Genomic DNA, 16,427 nt, shown 5'->3' with positions numbered 1-16,427 from the left:
ATATCTATAAAATCACTCGCAATTTTTGCTGCTTGATGTGCAATTTCTCAACCATAAGTTTGCGGCTAGGACATAGTGTTAACTATCGTATTGAATTTCAAGGTAAAATAGATGTGACATTGTCACGAATGTTTTTAGGGATGGTATGTATATAGTGTGGTACTAAGCCACTTGGATGAGATTAACCTTGTCTAGAAGAGGTATCGAATTTTGAGTTTACACTCTCAGCTGGGGTGTGGTTGAAATGGCGTTTATATTCGCGAGAAAATTGTGAAACACTATTGTAGCCAACTAAGCGTGCAGCATCATTGACTCGTTTACCACTCAATTGAATGAGTTCCCTCGCTTTATTCAACCGCACTTTCTTTATGTACTGGATCGGTGATTCTAGCGTCACTTTTCGAAATGCATTGTGGAAAGCAGAAACACTCATGCTGGCTTCTTCGGCTAACTTTTCTACAGAAAGATGTTCATGATAGTTTTGGTGTACCTTACTCAGTGCTTTTGCCACCCTAGCATAGTTACCCTCATGGTGAGCTAAGTCGAATAGTACATGTCCTTTGCGACTGGTTAAGACTCTATAAGTCATTTCTTCTTTGAGAGAATGCCCCAAAATAGCAAGCTCTACTGGGTCACACAGCGCTATCATAAGCCTCTTGCATACATCAATCATAGAAGATTGCATAGTGACAGAAGTTAAGCCGCGAGCACTATCGACTAACGACCTTTGAGTCTTGAAGCCCATAGACTCTAGGGTATTAACTTGGTTGTGCAAAAGTTGAGAATCGATATCCACACTTAACCCCAGTAAAGGCTTTCCTTTTGCTGGAATCGCTTCACACTCTAGTGGCATAGGCACACCAACAACAAGATAATCATTAGGTCCATAGGTTACAGATTCGTTCCCAATATAAATATTTTTATGACCCTGACCCAATATGACGACGCCAGATTGGTAGGTAAATGGCTGGCGAGCATTACCATAGCTGCTGCGATAAAACCAAACACCAGCTAGCTCGGTTTGAACTGCACCTTCTAAATCATTTAAATGATGAATATCTGCATACTTTTGCATCAACTGGCCAAGATTCATAACTTATCCTCTATTATCTACACGAAGAATATCGAAATAATAGGATTAGGCAAGAAAAACAGAGAAATTGATATTTTTTTCACCTCCATAAAGGACTAATATGCATTCACATCTGAAGCAAAGGCCAAAGCTAAAAAGCCTTTATTAGAAATATAAGAGGAATGATAATGCGGTTTACTTATGTCAACACTACCCAAATCTTATTCGGCAAAGGACAAATAGGCTCAGTACAATCATCAATCTCAACACAAGACAAAATCTTGGTGATATATGGAGGTGGTTCAATCAAGAAAAACGGGGTCTATGATCAAATAAAAGAGTCTCTTAAAAATCATCAGTGGATCGAATTTTCAGGCGTTGAAGCAAACCCAACGAAAGAAACGTTGGACAAGGCTGTTGAAATAGTCAAGCAACAAAATATCGACTTTATCCTTGCTGTTGGTGGTGGTTCAGTTATCGATGGTTCCAAATATGTCGCGGCCGCAGCAAAATATAATGGTGATGGGTGGGACATTTTAACGGGTGATCACCAAGTTTCTGATGCAACACCTCTTGGTGCAGTCTTAACACTCCCTGCGACGGGCTCCGAATCCAATTCGGGGGCGGTCATTACTAAGGCGGCAACTCAAGCCAAACTTTCATTTATGAGCCCTTATGTTCAGCCGAAGTTTGCGGTTATGGACCCAGATGTAATGAAAACGCTGCCTGAAAAGCAGCTAATCAACGGCATTGTTGATGCGTGGGTGCATGTTTGTGAGCAGTACTTGACGATAAGTCACGGAGCGATGGTTCAAGATGGTTATGCTGAAACGCTATTGCGTACTTTAAAAACTCTAGGTGAAAACTTCGAACAGCGAGATACCGATGAATGGCGTGAGAATCTTATGTGGGCGGCGAATCAAGCACTCAATGGATTAATAGGCAGTGGCGTCCCTCAGGATTGGGCTACCCATCTCATTGGCCACGAACTGACTGCTCTTTGGGGAGTTGATCACGCTCGTTCATTGGCGATAGTGCAACCATCACTACTTAGAAATCAGCTATCACTTAAGCGATCGAAACTCGAGCAAATGGGTGTCAATGTATTTGGTCTAAAACCATCAGAAAACTTAGCGGAGAAAACGATTGATGCTATCGAACGCTTTTACCACACAATGCAAGTCTCCACTCAGCTAACGGAGCATGGCGATAATAAGCAGGAAGCCATCGATGCTGTGATAGCACAATTAAAGCAACATGGTATGAATGCTTTGGGTGAACACCAAGCCATTACTCTTGAAGCGAGTAGACAAATACTTACAGAGGCCATTGCCTAACACGGAAAAAGCAGCGATTGCTGCTTTTTTCTTAAGATATTTTGTTTACGAGTTGGTGTAGCGTCTGGCTTGATTGCTGGGCTAGATGTTGCAGTTGTGACTCAACTGTTTGGTAGGCAGCGATTGGGCTTTCTGATTTCTCAATACTTGAGCAAAGCTCTTGTAGCGCGCGAAGACCTAGACTCCCGGCAGAACCTTTAAGTTTATGAGCGAGCGCTTTTACTTGGCTTGAATTTCTTTCGTTTGCTGCATTTTGCATAGACTCTAATATTGTTTTGGTGGTGTCATCAAAGATGTCTATGACTTCTGTCATTTTGGTTGGTCCCAAGATCTTTGTGTCTCTCTCTAACGTTTTCGAGCTGACTATTTCATCGCCATACGGGTTAACTTGATTGGATGAAGTGTCGTTTTCGTATGTTGGCCGACTCTCTTGCAAAATGTTCTGGATCATCTCTGCTAGAGAGTCTTTATCAAGGGGTTTAGGCAAAAATCCATCAAAGCCTGCATTCAGGTAGGTTTCTACTTCTTCATTATAAACATGTGCAGAAACGGCAATCATTTTTGTGACACTGTCGCTTTTTAACTGTTTGAGAATGAAAAGTAAGTCCATCCCGTTGCAATCTGGAAGATTGATGTCAACCAAGGCAATGTCAAAGCTGCCGCTTTGATAAATTTTTTGAGCAGATTCACCATCGAACGCCGTTTCAACTTGATGCCCTAAATTTTCTAGGAAACCCTCGGCGACCATACTATTTACAGGATTGTCTTCAATTAGTAATACTCGTGCAGGTTGGCTATCAGTAGAATAAGTTTGTTTTGGTGCAAGTTTACTGCCCTCGGGGAGAGAGATGCTAAAACTAAACTGGCTGCCCACACCCATTTGCGATTCTACTTGCAGCTTGCCACCCATAGCTTCAACAATTCGTTTACTGATCGCCAGTCCAAGTCCTGTACCTTCAATGCGTTGAATACCGCCAGATGCTTGTGTAAATGAATCAAAGAGTGTTTCTTGCTCACTAGAGTCTATGCCTATCCCCGTATCTTCCACCACAAATAAGGTCTTTTCTGGATCAGCTAGATCGGGGCTAACATTAATGGAAACGTGTCCAGATTCAGTAAATTTAACCGCATTACCGACTAAGTTTGTTAGGACTTGGCTTATACGAGTGTCATCACCGTACAAATACTGATTAACTCGAGTGTCAATCGAGGTTCGGATTTCAATTTGCTTTTCGGTCGCTTTACTTTCTAGTAATTGTTTGACTTCGTTGATGGTCGTCTGGATTTCAAAATCTCTTGGTCTGATTTCCAAAAAACCAGCTTCAATTTTTGAATAATCAAGAACATCATTTAGTATGGCTAGCAAAGTTGAACCACTGCGATTAATGACGTCGACATAATGACTTTGCTTGGGATTCAGACCCGTATCTTTTAATAATCGAGCCGTTCCGAGCACGCCATTTAGGGGAGTGCGAATTTCATGACTCATGGTCGCCAAAAATGTTGATTTTGCTCGGTTGGCCTTCTCGGCAATTGCCCTCGCCTGTTCATGGTTGATAACTTCTTGGTTAAGTTTTTCATTGGTATCTTCAAGCTGATGTGTTCGTTGTGCGACAAGTTCTTCTAAGTGCTCTTTGTGCTGCTCCAATTCGAGTTTTGCTTTTGCTTCACTTTCAGCCACTAGTTTAAGGGAGTTCGCTGTGTCCCTTGCATTAATGATAGCTTTGCCCATATGTGCTAGTTCATCGTTCCCTTCAACGTTGATCTTGATATTCAAATGGCCTTTTGCAATCGAGCGCAGGGCTGATGAATACTCTGCTAATCGTTTAATTACCGAGACATAAACCAGTTTCCAAAGGATAGCTGCAAGGATCAACATTCCACCAACGGTAATAACAACCAGGCTAACTTGAGAGTACTGGAGTGTTTTATGCAATTGATTCACTGCTTGAGTCGTCGTGTTATTTGATTCATCGATTAATTTGGCAACTGTAGCGTTAAGATCTGTAAATTGAATTAATGTGTTATGCAGCAGCATTTGGCCTGAATAGTCATTTTGATAGCGCTGAACCAACAATTCAAAGACAACACTACCTTGTTCCAACTGAGTGAGCAGTGTTTGCATTTGAGTTGAGCGAGCTGGGTCTTCGACCGTTTTTGCTCGGCGTTTCATGATTTCAAGGTTGGTTAGAAACGCCTTTTCTATGCTGTATATTCGGTTAATGTCAGAAGTCGTTCTGGTTTCTTCGATAAGGTTAAGTAACTTAAAAGCCAGCAAATGTAGTTTGTGTAATCGTTCTGTTCTATCTAGGTCTACTTCAACGAGAGTGTCTAACGCTCGATAAACTTTTTCTGTATCCCTAGCGTTCAATAGACTATAAATCTGCGTGATATTGGCGACTGCATTCGTGCTCGTGTTTGCTACTTGTGTTCCAGTGAGAAGCTCGAGTTCTGATGCTTGATCTCTAAGCGCGTCAGTAATGTCGAACAACTGTTTCTCTAAACGCAACTTTTTCTCTACCACAAGTCCAAGTTCAGCCAGCGTATCTATTACTCTTTGCAGGTTATTTTCTAGTTTGACTAGTAGTTGAGAATCAAATGAATCAGAGCCAAGCTGCTTAATATGTGAAAGGAGTTTTTCTAACTGAGCAAACAACGTTTTTCCATATTGTTGGCGCTCTTGCTCTGTTTTAGCATTGGATAGAGTTTGAACTGAGGAAATTATTCGCGCACTAAGCTCAGAGACTTGTCTCGCTTTTAACATGGATGGAAGCGCAGTGTTAACCACTTGCCTTTCTGTTTTCGCCACTGACGAAAAGCCCAAGACACCAATAGCAGCAGAAACAAACATCAAGCTCACCATTGCAACAAACGCAAATAGTAATTTTCGACCGATACTGGCCCTCTCTAACAACATTAGATAGCTACTCTTCTTAACGCGCAGACAATACGCTATATTTTGCAGTGATTATGGATTAATTAGCAACGACACGCATCATGCTTCGAGTCTTAACCACTAAACAAATTTCGTCTATCATGCTGCTATACGCACTGGTATGCTCGAGTTCTGTATTGCCTTTTGACAAGCCAATCAAAATTTGTGCTTTATATCCACATCTTAAAGATTCTTATTGGCTATCTGTCAATTATGGGATGGTAAATGAGGCAAACAAATTAGGCGTTGAACTCAAAGTATTTGAAGCTGGAGGTTACCCGAATAAACAAAAACAACAAGCTCAGCTAAAAAAGTGTCATGAATGGCAGGCAGATGCCATCATTTTGGGTACGGTAAGTCCTACTGGTTACCTCAAAAATATGAATCAGCTGGTTGGGAACACACCTATTTTTGCGACTGTAAACGCGCTTACTCTCGATCCGAGCTCCCAACAACTTAAAGGCCAAGTGGGTGTAGATTGGTATTGGATGGGATATTACGTAGGAGAGTATCTCAAGGGAAAGCATCCAAAAGGTTCGGGACAAGTCAATATTGCATTATTGCTCGGTCCAATCGCCAGCGGTGGCACTGAGCCGGTAATGAAAGGACTATTAGATGCGGTTGAATACAGCGACATCCATGTGGTCCAGTCGTATTGGGCAGACAATGACAAGGAATTACAGCGTAACTTCGTTCAGAGAGTGATTGAAAGAAATGATATAAGCTATATAGTGGGAAGCGCAGTAGCAATTGAAGCAGCAATTAGTGAATTACGTACAGCAAACAAAACAGAAACCATCGGACTTATTGCTACTTATTTGAGTCATGGCGTTTATCGAGGCTTGCTTAGAAAACGAGTTGAATTTGCCCCCACTGACAAAATGGTTCAGCAAGGAAGTATGTCCGTTCGGCAAGCGGTTAATTATCTCAAAGGACAGCCGTATCAGCTAAAACAGATGCCAGTTATTGAACCTCTTACGCCAGAAAACCTTGATCCGACGGTAATATTGCAATCTTTGTCTCCATCAGAGTATCGTCCCACTTTCCACGTCACCAATTAGGACAACAGCATGAAACAAACCACTCGTACAATGGGAAAATGCAAACACATCGCTTTAGTTGCTCATGATAATTATAAACCTGAGTTACTTCGTTGGGTCTTGGAGCACAAAGAAAAGCTTCAGCCCCATAAACTGTACGCAACAGGAACAACTGGTGCGATGTTAACTAGAGAAACAGGATTAGTGATTAAAAGTATGATCTCTGGACCGATGGGAGGAGACCAGCAACTTGGAGCACTTATTTCAGAAGGAAAAATAGATATACTTATCTTCTTTTGGGACCCACTTAATGCTGTCCCCCATGATCCAGATGTAAAGGCTTTATTGAGAATTTCGAGTGTCTGGAATATACCCGTTGCAGCTAACCGAGCAACCGCAAATTTCCTTATTGCGTCAGACTTAATTGAGTCTGAAGTGAGCATTGAAATACCGGATTATCAGGCGTATTTATCTGAGCGGACATAAGCCCCTGAACGCGTCTTAAGGACAATTAAGGCGTTAGCACCTTCATTGATATGACTCGATATAAATATTGGCATATTTTTCAATATCCAATGCATTATGGTGAACTAATGCTGCTAGGAAATGCTCAGGCTTATTTGACTTTGTAACGATGTCAGACACTAGAATTGAGTCACCACTTTTTGTCACAACGGCCGCCGCCGATGGCTCACCGGAAAGAAAGCCGACATACAGATCACATGGTTCGGAAAAAATAATCTGACTCAAAAACTCTAAGACCAGAGCTTGCTCTTTCTCATTATCCCAGTACTGGGCTTGGAGCAGGGAAAACATGATTGTCAGTCGATGGAAGTCGACTTTAAAGACGTCGCCTTCTTGATATTCGGTGTTTACACTCGGTAGAGTCTTGAGTTGATAGCAAGTAGGGTTACTTGCTCTTGACAAAAATAGCTCTCGCCCGAGCAAACTTTCTTTCGTTGGGAATTCAACGTCAACGTGTCCGCTGAACCATTGGGTTTTTATTTTAAATAGTTGTTCTGAGGTATGGTCCATAGATTTAGTTGACTAGGTTTCTTAGCGGCTCTTTGGGAGAAGCTTAGCGACAACAACATGACGCTACAAGTATTTTTAATCATGTTCTAGTTTTCTAGCTAGAATATTCGAGCTTAAACTGTTCTAATTTACACACATGGGATAAAAGGACTAGCAAATCAGATTATGTTTAAAAAAATCGCATTAATGATGGTGTTCTCTCTTGGCTTGACGGCTTGTGATAACAATGAAGTTGGAGATGTTTCTCTCGGTTTATTCACTTTAAAAGACATCAAAATAGAAAACCTTAAAGATGATGTAGTAACAGGGGTAACCTGTCATATTGCGTCAATTGAGGCAGATTTTAGTTTGGCAGATCCCAGTGACAGTTCTATTTCTTGTCGACAAACTGGGGACATAACACCAGAAATGATCGCCAACATCGATAAGAGTAAGTCAGGCGAGGTAGTCTTTAGAAAATCGAAGAGTATTTTCTTTAAGTCCATGAAAGTTAGACGTATTTACGACTCAGAAAATCAAACTTTGCTCTACTTGTCTTATACAACGAAAGAGACTGATGGAAGCTTCAAACACAGTTTGTCAACTGTCCCACTTTGGGGAACGAAAGCATATTCTGCGAAGGTTGAGCCCAACTAATGATGTCGGCCAAATGGTTCCATTTGGCCATATTCCTAGTAAATAAAATGAAAGCAATCTTATTATTCTGTGATATGATGCGCGAAAATTTACAACCCTGTTCAAAAGATGAAATTTCCTGGACAACGCAAATCTAAGCACTACTTCCCTACTCACGCAAGAGACCCTCTTGTCAACCAAATGAAGCAAACGCCGAAGCTTTTTCGACCGATCATAGTGGGTGTCGGTCAAACAATTGTTGATATTGAAGCTCAGGTTAATGACGATTTCTTGGCTAAATATGACTTGAGTAAAGGTCACTCGTTAGTTGTTGAAGAAAGTACAGCTGATGAATTGTATGCTGAGTTGGTTGAGCGTGAGCTTATCACCCATCAATATCCTGGTGACACCATTGGTAATACACTACACAATTACTCTGTGCTTGCCGATAGCAAGTCTATTTTGTTGGGGGTGATGTCCAAAAATATTGAAGTTGGTTCATTCGCTTACCGCTATTTATGCAGGACATCCTCTCGAATGAATCTCAACCATTTGCAAATGGTTGAGGGCGCGATTGGCCGTTGCTATACCTTGATCTCCAAAGATGGCGAACGTACTTTTGCAATCAACGAAGGCCACATGAATAAACTTCGTCCAGATAGTATTCCTGAGGAAGTATTTGATAAAACTTCTGCTCTCGTGGTGTCCTCTTATTTGATGCGGGGTAAACCTGACGATCCTATGCCTAGAGCTGTTGCTAGGGCAATTGAGATCGCAAAATCCAAAAACGTGCCTGTTGTACTGACTTTGGGAACTAAGTGGGTTATTGAAGGTAACGCGGAATGGTGGCAGGAATATATTAAAGAAAATATTTCTATCGTCGCAATGAATGAAGAAGAAGGTGAAGCACTTACGGGTGAAAAAGATCCACTTCTTGCCGCTGACAAAGCGCTTGAGTGGGTTGATCTCGTATTGTGTACCGCAGGTCCAGTCGGATTATACATGGCGGGTTACACGGAGGAATCTGTTAAGCGAACAACTGAACTTCCGTTATTACCCGGCAATATAGCCGAATTCAATAAATACGAATTTAGTCGTGCGATGCGAAAAGACGATTGTTTGAATCCATTAAAAGTGTATTCGCATATTGGTCCTTATCTTGGTGGGCCCTTAGAAATAAAAAACACCAATGGCGCAGGAGACGCGGCACTATCGGCACTTTTACATGACATGGCAGCAAATAGCCATCATCAAATGAATGTCCCTAACTCATCTAAACACGATCGCCCTTATCTTACTTATTCATCTCTTTCTCAGATTTGTAAGTATGCGAACCGTGTTAGTTACGAAGTCTTAACCCAACATTCTCCAAGGCTATCAAGAGCCCTTCCCGAAAGAGAAGACAGCCTCGAAGAAACCTATTGGGATCGCTAGGATTACCGATACAGAGAGCAGTCATTTGCTGCTCTCTACTCTTAAAATACGCAATAAATCGCCCCCAATTCGTCAAAACATTGACCTCCCCAAAAAAACAATCCGAAAAGCCTCGTTAAAAAAATAAAAATATCATATAGTTAGGTTTTTAATCTCCAAAGTAGCATAGTAATAGATTGCATAATTGATATATCTGTAATTAGCAACTATTCTTCAAAGAGTTGATAACTAACCGCTCAAACCAATAACTTAGGTAGTCACATGAATATTAAGAATAAACTATATTCATTGGGTGCAGTCGCTGTCTTGGGAGTCGCCTCATTACTTTTGACCACAGCCCACTTTGCTCAAACCACTGAGCAATTAAATAAAGCAAGTCTGCTAGTTGCGAAGCTTGAAATCCGCCTTTTGAATCTGAGGCGTAATGAAAAAGACTTCTTATTGCGCAAGAGTATGAAATATCTGGATACCTTTGGTAAGAATATGGACACCTTTCTTGGATTAGAGGCAGAGTTAGCGCCAGTTCTTAAATCCAATAATCTGCCATCAAGCGCCTCGGTCCGTGAAGACATTCTCAAGTATCAGAAAGGTTTTACCCAATTGGTCAACGCGTATGATGCTTTGGGTTTAAAGCCGGAAGAAAAATTGATGGGTAAATACAACGCAGCAATTGCTGGTGTTAAGCAATCCCTATCAAGTGACCAAATAGTGAAGCTCTTGGAATTTGATTCCGGTGTCTCTAAAGGGGAAATCCAAGAGAACCTTCTACCTAGTAACTCGAGTCAAGTCTTGGCCGCTGCAAAAGATGTCGTTAAACAGAAGAAAGTCATTGGTCTTAAGTACAATGAAGGTATGTTAGGGCAAGTTCGTGAATTATCCCATAATGTTGAAAGTCAGTTTAAGACCTTTTCCGCGGCACTTGCTGAGCAAAGTGAATCCACACGACAAAAACTGAATACGATTGAAAAATCGGTCAGTATCGTTGTCATGGTTTTGATATTAATCTTTATTTTCCAGATTTCTCGGTCAATCAACCAACAGGTAGGGGCTTTGCTTAAAGTAATCCAAGAAATAGCCCAATCTAACAATGTGTCATTGCGTTCACAACTGAAAGGCAATAATGAACTTGTGTCTATAGGGACGTATTTCAACCGTTTGCTAGATAAACTTGAAACATTAATATCTGGCACGCAAGCGAAATCATCAGAACTGTCTCACAGCACCCAAAGTATGCACAACGAATTACAAAGTGTAATCAAGCAGTTTCATATTCAGGCAGACCATACATCAACTATGGCGACTTCAGTGCAGGAAATGGTCTCCACTATCAATGAGATATCAGAGAGTACAGCGGTGGCGGTCGAAGGGGTTCATCAAGCTTCGGTTAATGCCCAAAAAGGGCGTGCTGTCGTCGAAGACACCGTGAGAAACATTAGCGAACTCTCTCAGATCTTATCGGATAGCCAAGGTTCAATTAGTTCGCTCAATGATCATGTTGATAAAATTGGTGACGCCGTAAATATCATCCAAGGTATTGCCGAGCAAACGAATTTACTCGCGTTGAATGCGGCCATCGAAGCTGCTCGTGCTGGCGAACAGGGTCGAGGTTTTGCTGTTGTTGCAGATGAGGTCCGTGCACTAGCGAGTCGTACACATCAATCAACGGAAGAAATCACCAAAGTAGTTACGGATATACAAACTCAGATGGCAACGGTTGTCTCCAATATTGATCAGTGTAATGAACAAGGGCAGCAAACACTTACGGCTTCAGAAACACTTGATGATAGTCTTGGGCAAATTATTACAGATATGACCAATATACAGGCAAACTCTGAACGTATTGCATCTGCGATTGAAGAGCAAGGCAGTGTGATGAACCAAGTGAGTGACTCAATTACCGAGTTGAATACGATATCTGAAGGTAACATGAACTCGGCACAAAACTGCCTCAGTGAAGTTGATAAGGTATCGCATCAAGCTGGTGAAATGGATCAGGCAGTTGCAGAGTTCCGTACGTCGAAATAAACTTTGAAAAACCGAATAAAAAGCGCTTCTAGAATGAAGCGCTTTTTATTGCAACGTAGAATACAACCAGAGAGTAAAATTGCATTTAGTCGATTGAAATCAAAGTGTTATTTTTTTGATGAGAATACTTAAGCAGTTCTTGGATTGATTTCCATCCATATACTAATTCAGGAACTTGTGTCTCGCGAGGAGCTTGCCAAAGTCTCTCTTGTATGAGTTGTCCACCCAACTTCTCACAAAATTTTATCGCTCTATGATTGCTTTTGACGACGTTAAGGTAAACACCTTGGTTAGGGAAGTACTTTTCGGCCCAATGTGCTATCTGGGATATCAATTCAATGCCTATCCCTCGCCTCAAATAATTGGAGTCAACATGTAAAGCATCAATAATAGTACCTTTCTCAAAATCATGATTACCAAATGCACAAATGAAACCACACAATAGCCCCCCTTCTTCAAGCATTAAAACTCGTTGATTAAAAGGAGGATTGATTAACCGAGTTTGCCACAGGGCGCGCATGTCGGCGCTAACATCGCTTTCAAGGTATTGACTGTCCAAAATACCCTTATAGAACACTTTCCAGCTTTGTGAATGCAGTGAAGCTAAGTGTTCGTAATCTTCATATACGGCCACTTTCAGTTTCATGGATGTAAACCCTTATATACTATGAATGTGATTGTTCATGTTGCGATTAAGCGGTGCTACGCTACACATACAATTTAAATCGACATTATAGCGCTTAGAGTAAGAAAATGGTGATAATTTAATAGAAATAACTAAAAGTTTAATATGTCACTATGAATCTACGTAAAATTTAAGCCAATTACATTAAATGTTTTGCACTGGATAACTCATTTTTTACAATTAATATTCTGCTCTTGATGAAAAAATAAATATCATTAATTTTGTCAATTCCAACAATGCTGTGATTTCCTGCAAATTTAATGATTTTATCATAATCTTTATCCATTTCAGAAATGTTAAATCTAGCTATTTTATTTTTTAGGAATTCACATTCCGTTCTATTATGGATAGTGACATAGTTTGAATAAAAGTCTCGTGTAGCCTTTCTTCCTAGCGTTGTATTCGCACCTCCACCAATTCCTCTCAGGCAATGCCCGATATTTAGTATCGTACTATTTTTTGTACCTGGAGAAAACCTTAAGCTTTTGAGCATGATTTTGAGTAAGTTTACATCTTGAGTTGTTAGATATGAGATTAAAACTTCCAAACTAAAATCATTATTAAAATGAGATTGGTGTGTATCAAACTTAGATACAATATAATCATGATCAATTTTTCCAAAAACCGACTCGCCATGATAATCGAATGTACCTATATTTTTAGTATGCAAGTCATCTTCAACGAGTAAGTATGATAATACAGCGATGGAGAGCAAGCCCAATTTAGAAGGGTAACCATTTTTTCCTAACTGTGTTTTCAGTTCACTAAATTGGTTTAATCCCTTTGAACAAATGCCGATAATCTGGTTACTATCATCCATTATTATCAATGATTTAGACGATCTATCTCCGATAAATTTTTGCCATATTAGAGAATATAAAATTTCTGATAAAGCATTAATTTTTTGTTCACTACCATCAGATAAAGATTTACCAAAGTACATATCATTTGTACTTTTATGTTGATACATTGTCACTGTATGAGCTGATGAATTTAAGTCTTTAACCTTGTTCAAATCATTTTTAAATACGACGAATCCACTATCAATCATTCTCTCTGGTGGTACTGAATTACCTTCAAGTAACTTATTATGATATGGTTTTGTATACTGTGCATCCCCAGATATTATGCTATTGTGAGCAGATTTTATGAAAGTCCTTAAAGAAGATGAATTACTCCCACCACCATTAAGAATCTTTGCATGCTTAAAACAGTCTTTTTGGCTATTGTCTTTAACTATTTTATTTAATGTTCCTGGTTTTACTGATGCTGACAAATATTCTGATATTAAGGTGCTAATGTGTATAGGCTGAGCGTTGTTTACATAACTTTTTAAAATATTAGCCCTAACTTGACCTGATTTTCCATGATGTTCAAAATGGAGCCAATCACTGACCCTTCTTTTTTCAGAAGAGTTTCCATTAGATTTGTTATATTGTTCTATTGATTGTAAAATAAGGTCTTTACTATATAACATACAACAATTCCTACCAATTCAAAAAATAACACCATTACCAATAAATGAGTTTGGTTTATAGAGAGATAACAAAGGAATTAATGTCATTCGTGAAAAGCGGGAAACTTTTTTCCCGCTCATAACAGCAAAAATAAAAGGCTACTTTACATAATCTTGGATTATCTTATCTACTTCACCACTTGCTTTCATTTCTGAAAGAATTTTGTGATATTGAGATTTAAAGTCATCTTTGAACGGGAAACTGGCTCCTTTAGTCGCAAAACCCAAGTATCCCTGCTCCGAGCTGATAGTTGCACCTTCAACGATACTACTACCGTCATATTTGCCTTCTTTGTGAAGTTTTTTAAGTTCCCATTGGATAGACAGTGCATCGTTCATATAACAGTCTATACGTCCGGCAATCAACTTAAGTAAGTTTTTAGGTGTCCCCTTTGTCTCAGTTAGCTTTATTTTGCCAGCTTTAACCGCTGCTCTAAATTCATCACCACCGGCGGAAAAGCCCGCGTTGTTACCAATATTCAGCCCCATATAGTCATTAGGCCAATTTGGTTTGGGTGAGCTAAGAACAGATTTTTGGCATACCACGACCAACTTCTCATCGAGGATCGACATCTCATATTCCATATAAGGACGCTGCTTGGGGCGTTTATATGGTGGATACAAAGCAAAAATCTTTCCACCGTCTATCTCAAGTAAGCCGCGCTTCCACGGTACTCCCTTGAGGATTACATTGTAGTCAGGCATTTTGGAAAAGATGCGTTCTAACACAACGGTATAAATTCCTGTCATACGCCCACTGTCAATATAAGAATATGGTGGATAAGAGTCATCCCCGTATATGGTTACCTCAGTTTTCGCAAGCACTGAGGTGGACGTCAAAACGACACAAAGTAGAGCAAGGCTTTTTTTCATAGTGACTCCGAATACTGTTCCTTTAGCATTAATAAGTTACTAACGGTAAGTAATAGTGCATGCTTAGGTTAAGTCAAGCTGGGAGGTCATTTGGATAACTTTAAAAAAAATATGCAATCGATGTAAGTCTTTGATATTAAGTAATAATAAAAGATTGAAAGCCAAAATCAAATACTTGGGCAGCGCAACCGCTAGAGAACGTATCGGTACGTTTACTATGTGTGCCTGGCTGACGGTCATCAATTTTTGAGCATCGCTTGGTACTACATAAGGATTCGAAGAGCCTAGTTATCTTATGGATAGCTTGAACTCCAAGCAGTCTAACGGTAAATTATTCAGCTCAGTGTAATTGGGCACTAATCTGACAAGTCTAAATCCGCAAGCTTCTAGCACCCTCCGAGACGCAATATTGTCTAATGATGCATAAGCGATAAGCTCTCTGATACCGAGCTTTTCAACCATTCGTATCATGCTTTTCACACCAAACTTAGCCACACCTCGGTTCGTGAAGGCTTTACCAATCCGATAACCAATATGTGCCTGATGTTTTTCGCGGTCAATATTGGTCACGTTAACCCTTCCTAGGATCTTTCCACAATCATCAATGATTAACATCGGAATCAGAGTTTTTGCGGTGTAATCGAGTAAAAATAACTGAATGTGCAGCCTAACTCCCTGCAAAGAATAAAATTCACTATCTCGGGCAGGGATCGTGGACTCAAACCATTCCCTATTCTCAAGTTCGAATTGAAATAAGGTTTCTTCATGTTCTTTTGACAATAATTCAAGTTGCACATCCGCTCCTCATATAAAGAATTAGTTGTTTACCTGTTTGGTTTTGCTTGTTTTTTCCTGTTCGCGTGAATTTTCAACTGTGCTTTCAATTTACGCTTTTCACTAGAACGACTTTTATTACGCCTTGTGCTTCCTGACTCGTCATCAATAGCATCAACTAAGCTTGGTTCAAAACCTTGTAACCATTCTTGTGGCAAACGTGCATCTAAAAGCTTTTCAATTGCCGTGAGCAAGTATTCCTCATCTTTACTCATCAGAGAGATAGCGAGTCCCTCTTTTCCAGCACGACCGGTACGCCCAATACGATGAACGTAATCTTCTGCTTTATAAGGCATATCATAGTTCACAACTTGCTCTAGTTGATTGATATCCAATCCTCTGGCAGCCACATCTGTAGCGATCAGCGCCCTCACTTTTCCTGATTTGAAGTCATCAAGAGCTTTTTGACGAGCACCTTGGCTTTTGTCTCCATTGATTGATACCGAGACAATACCATCCAGCTTTAATTCCTTCGCCAGTGAGTCACTACCCTGCTTGGTTTTGGTAAAGACGAGTACCTGATGCCAGTTTCGTGAACCAATTAAATAAGCGAGTAATTCGGCTTTTCGTTTTTTGTCGACAGGGTATACCATCTGCTTAACGGTTTCTGCAGTACTATTGGATGGGGTGACCTGGATCTCGACAGGTTCATTCATCAGTCGATAGGCAATGGCTTTAATTTTGTTGTCAAAAGTTGCAGAGAAAAATAGAGTTTGTCGTTTTGAGTTAAGATGCTTAAGAATACGCTCAATATCTGGCATAAAACCCATGTCTAACATGCGATCAGCTTCATCCAACACCAGATACTTGGTTTTCTTTAAATTGATATTTTTGCAATACAAATGGTCAATTAGTCTCCCAGGAGTAGCAATAAGGACATCACATCCATGCGCAAGATTGCGAGTTTGCGTATTGATACTGGTTCCACCATATGCAGTGACAATTTTTACCTCTGTAGACTCAGAGAAGTGGCCCCCGATTTTCGGACATGACTTTAAGTGATTGATCTGTTTTGATAGTACCCAG

The 16,427-nt window shown here is 40.2% G+C and carries 14 protein-coding genes; 6 read left to right on the top strand and 8 right to left on the bottom strand.

Going from position 1 to position 16,427, the window contains the following annotated elements:
• Positions 1–181: 181 nt before the first annotated feature.
• Entirely contained in the window at positions 182–1,093 is a 912-nt protein-coding gene (locus QQK21_RS12405) for an AraC family transcriptional regulator (RefSeq protein ID WP_284192509.1), read from the bottom strand.
• Between the two features lie 167 nt (positions 1,094–1,260).
• Between QQK21_RS12405 and QQK21_RS12400 the strand changes: the two genes are divergently transcribed.
• Positions 1,261–2,409: an iron-containing alcohol dehydrogenase gene (locus tag QQK21_RS12400; RefSeq protein ID WP_284192508.1), complete on the top strand. Its 1,149-nt coding sequence runs from the start codon at positions 1,261–1,263 to the stop codon at positions 2,407–2,409.
• A gap of 31 nt (positions 2,410–2,440) precedes the next feature.
• On the opposite strand, the gene torS is transcribed toward QQK21_RS12400, so the two are convergent.
• Complete coding sequence (gene torS / locus QQK21_RS12395; RefSeq protein WP_284192507.1) at positions 2,441–5,326, bottom strand: TMAO reductase system sensor histidine kinase/response regulator TorS; 2,886 nt, start codon at positions 5,324–5,326, stop codon at positions 2,441–2,443.
• 119 nt (positions 5,327–5,445) lie between these two features.
• On the opposite strand from torS, the gene torT reads away from it, so the two are divergent.
• Together torT and QQK21_RS12385 are read left to right on the top strand one after the other, a co-directional pair.
• Positions 5,446–6,405 (top strand): TMAO reductase system periplasmic protein TorT, encoded by a 960-nt coding sequence (gene torT, locus QQK21_RS12390; protein ID WP_284192527.1) that lies wholly within the window; start codon positions 5,446–5,448, stop codon positions 6,403–6,405.
• 9 nt (positions 6,406–6,414) lie between these two features.
• Positions 6,415–6,870: a methylglyoxal synthase gene (locus QQK21_RS12385; RefSeq protein WP_284192506.1), complete on the top strand. Its 456-nt coding sequence runs from the start codon at positions 6,415–6,417 to the stop codon at positions 6,868–6,870.
• 42 nt (positions 6,871–6,912) lie between these two features.
• Here the strand turns inward: QQK21_RS12385 and QQK21_RS12380 are convergent, their stop codons facing one another.
• Entirely contained in the window at positions 6,913–7,419 is a 507-nt protein-coding gene (locus QQK21_RS12380; protein ID WP_284192505.1) for a flavodoxin, read from the bottom strand.
• Between the two features lie 165 nt (positions 7,420–7,584).
• On the opposite strand from QQK21_RS12380, the gene QQK21_RS12375 reads away from it, so the two are divergent.
• From QQK21_RS12375 to QQK21_RS12365, 3 genes are all read left to right on the top strand, one after another.
• Entirely contained in the window at positions 7,585–8,055 is a 471-nt protein-coding gene (locus tag QQK21_RS12375; RefSeq protein WP_284192504.1) for a CreA family protein, read from the top strand.
• 108 nt (positions 8,056–8,163) lie between these two features.
• Positions 8,164–9,468 (top strand): inosine/guanosine kinase, encoded by a 1,305-nt coding sequence (locus QQK21_RS12370; RefSeq protein ID WP_284192503.1) that lies wholly within the window; start codon positions 8,164–8,166, stop codon positions 9,466–9,468.
• 261 nt (positions 9,469–9,729) lie between these two features.
• Positions 9,730–11,493: a methyl-accepting chemotaxis protein gene (locus QQK21_RS12365; RefSeq protein WP_284192502.1), complete on the top strand. Its 1,764-nt coding sequence runs from the start codon at positions 9,730–9,732 to the stop codon at positions 11,491–11,493.
• Between the two features lie 85 nt (positions 11,494–11,578).
• On the opposite strand, the gene QQK21_RS12360 is transcribed toward QQK21_RS12365, so the two are convergent.
• From QQK21_RS12360 to QQK21_RS12340, 5 genes are all read right to left on the bottom strand, one after another.
• Entirely contained in the window at positions 11,579–12,139 is a 561-nt protein-coding gene (locus QQK21_RS12360) for a GNAT family N-acetyltransferase (protein WP_284192501.1), read from the bottom strand.
• 178 nt (positions 12,140–12,317) lie between these two features.
• Positions 12,318–13,655, bottom strand: coding sequence for a hypothetical protein (locus QQK21_RS12355; RefSeq protein ID WP_284192500.1), 1,338 nt, complete (start codon positions 13,653–13,655; stop codon positions 12,318–12,320).
• A gap of 138 nt (positions 13,656–13,793) precedes the next feature.
• Positions 13,794–14,567, bottom strand: a complete 774-nt coding sequence (locus tag QQK21_RS12350) for a substrate-binding periplasmic protein (RefSeq protein ID WP_284192499.1) — start codon at positions 14,565–14,567, stop codon at positions 13,794–13,796.
• A gap of 288 nt (positions 14,568–14,855) precedes the next feature.
• Positions 14,856–15,362 carry a GNAT family N-acetyltransferase gene (locus tag QQK21_RS12345; RefSeq protein ID WP_284192498.1) on the bottom strand — a complete coding sequence of 169 codons (507 nt, stop codon included), beginning with the start codon at positions 15,360–15,362 and terminating at the stop codon, positions 14,856–14,858.
• A gap of 29 nt (positions 15,363–15,391) precedes the next feature.
• Positions 15,392–16,427, bottom strand: a 1,036-nt coding sequence (locus QQK21_RS12340) for a DEAD/DEAH box helicase (RefSeq protein WP_284192497.1), incomplete at its 5' end; no start/stop codon positions are given.

Source organism: Vibrio zhanjiangensis, assembly GCF_030161235.1.
GTDB lineage: Bacteria > Pseudomonadota > Gammaproteobacteria > Enterobacterales > Vibrionaceae > Vibrio > Vibrio zhanjiangensis.
The sequence above is the reverse complement of the archived record's forward strand: the minus strand, read 5'-3'. Positions and strand labels throughout refer to the sequence as shown.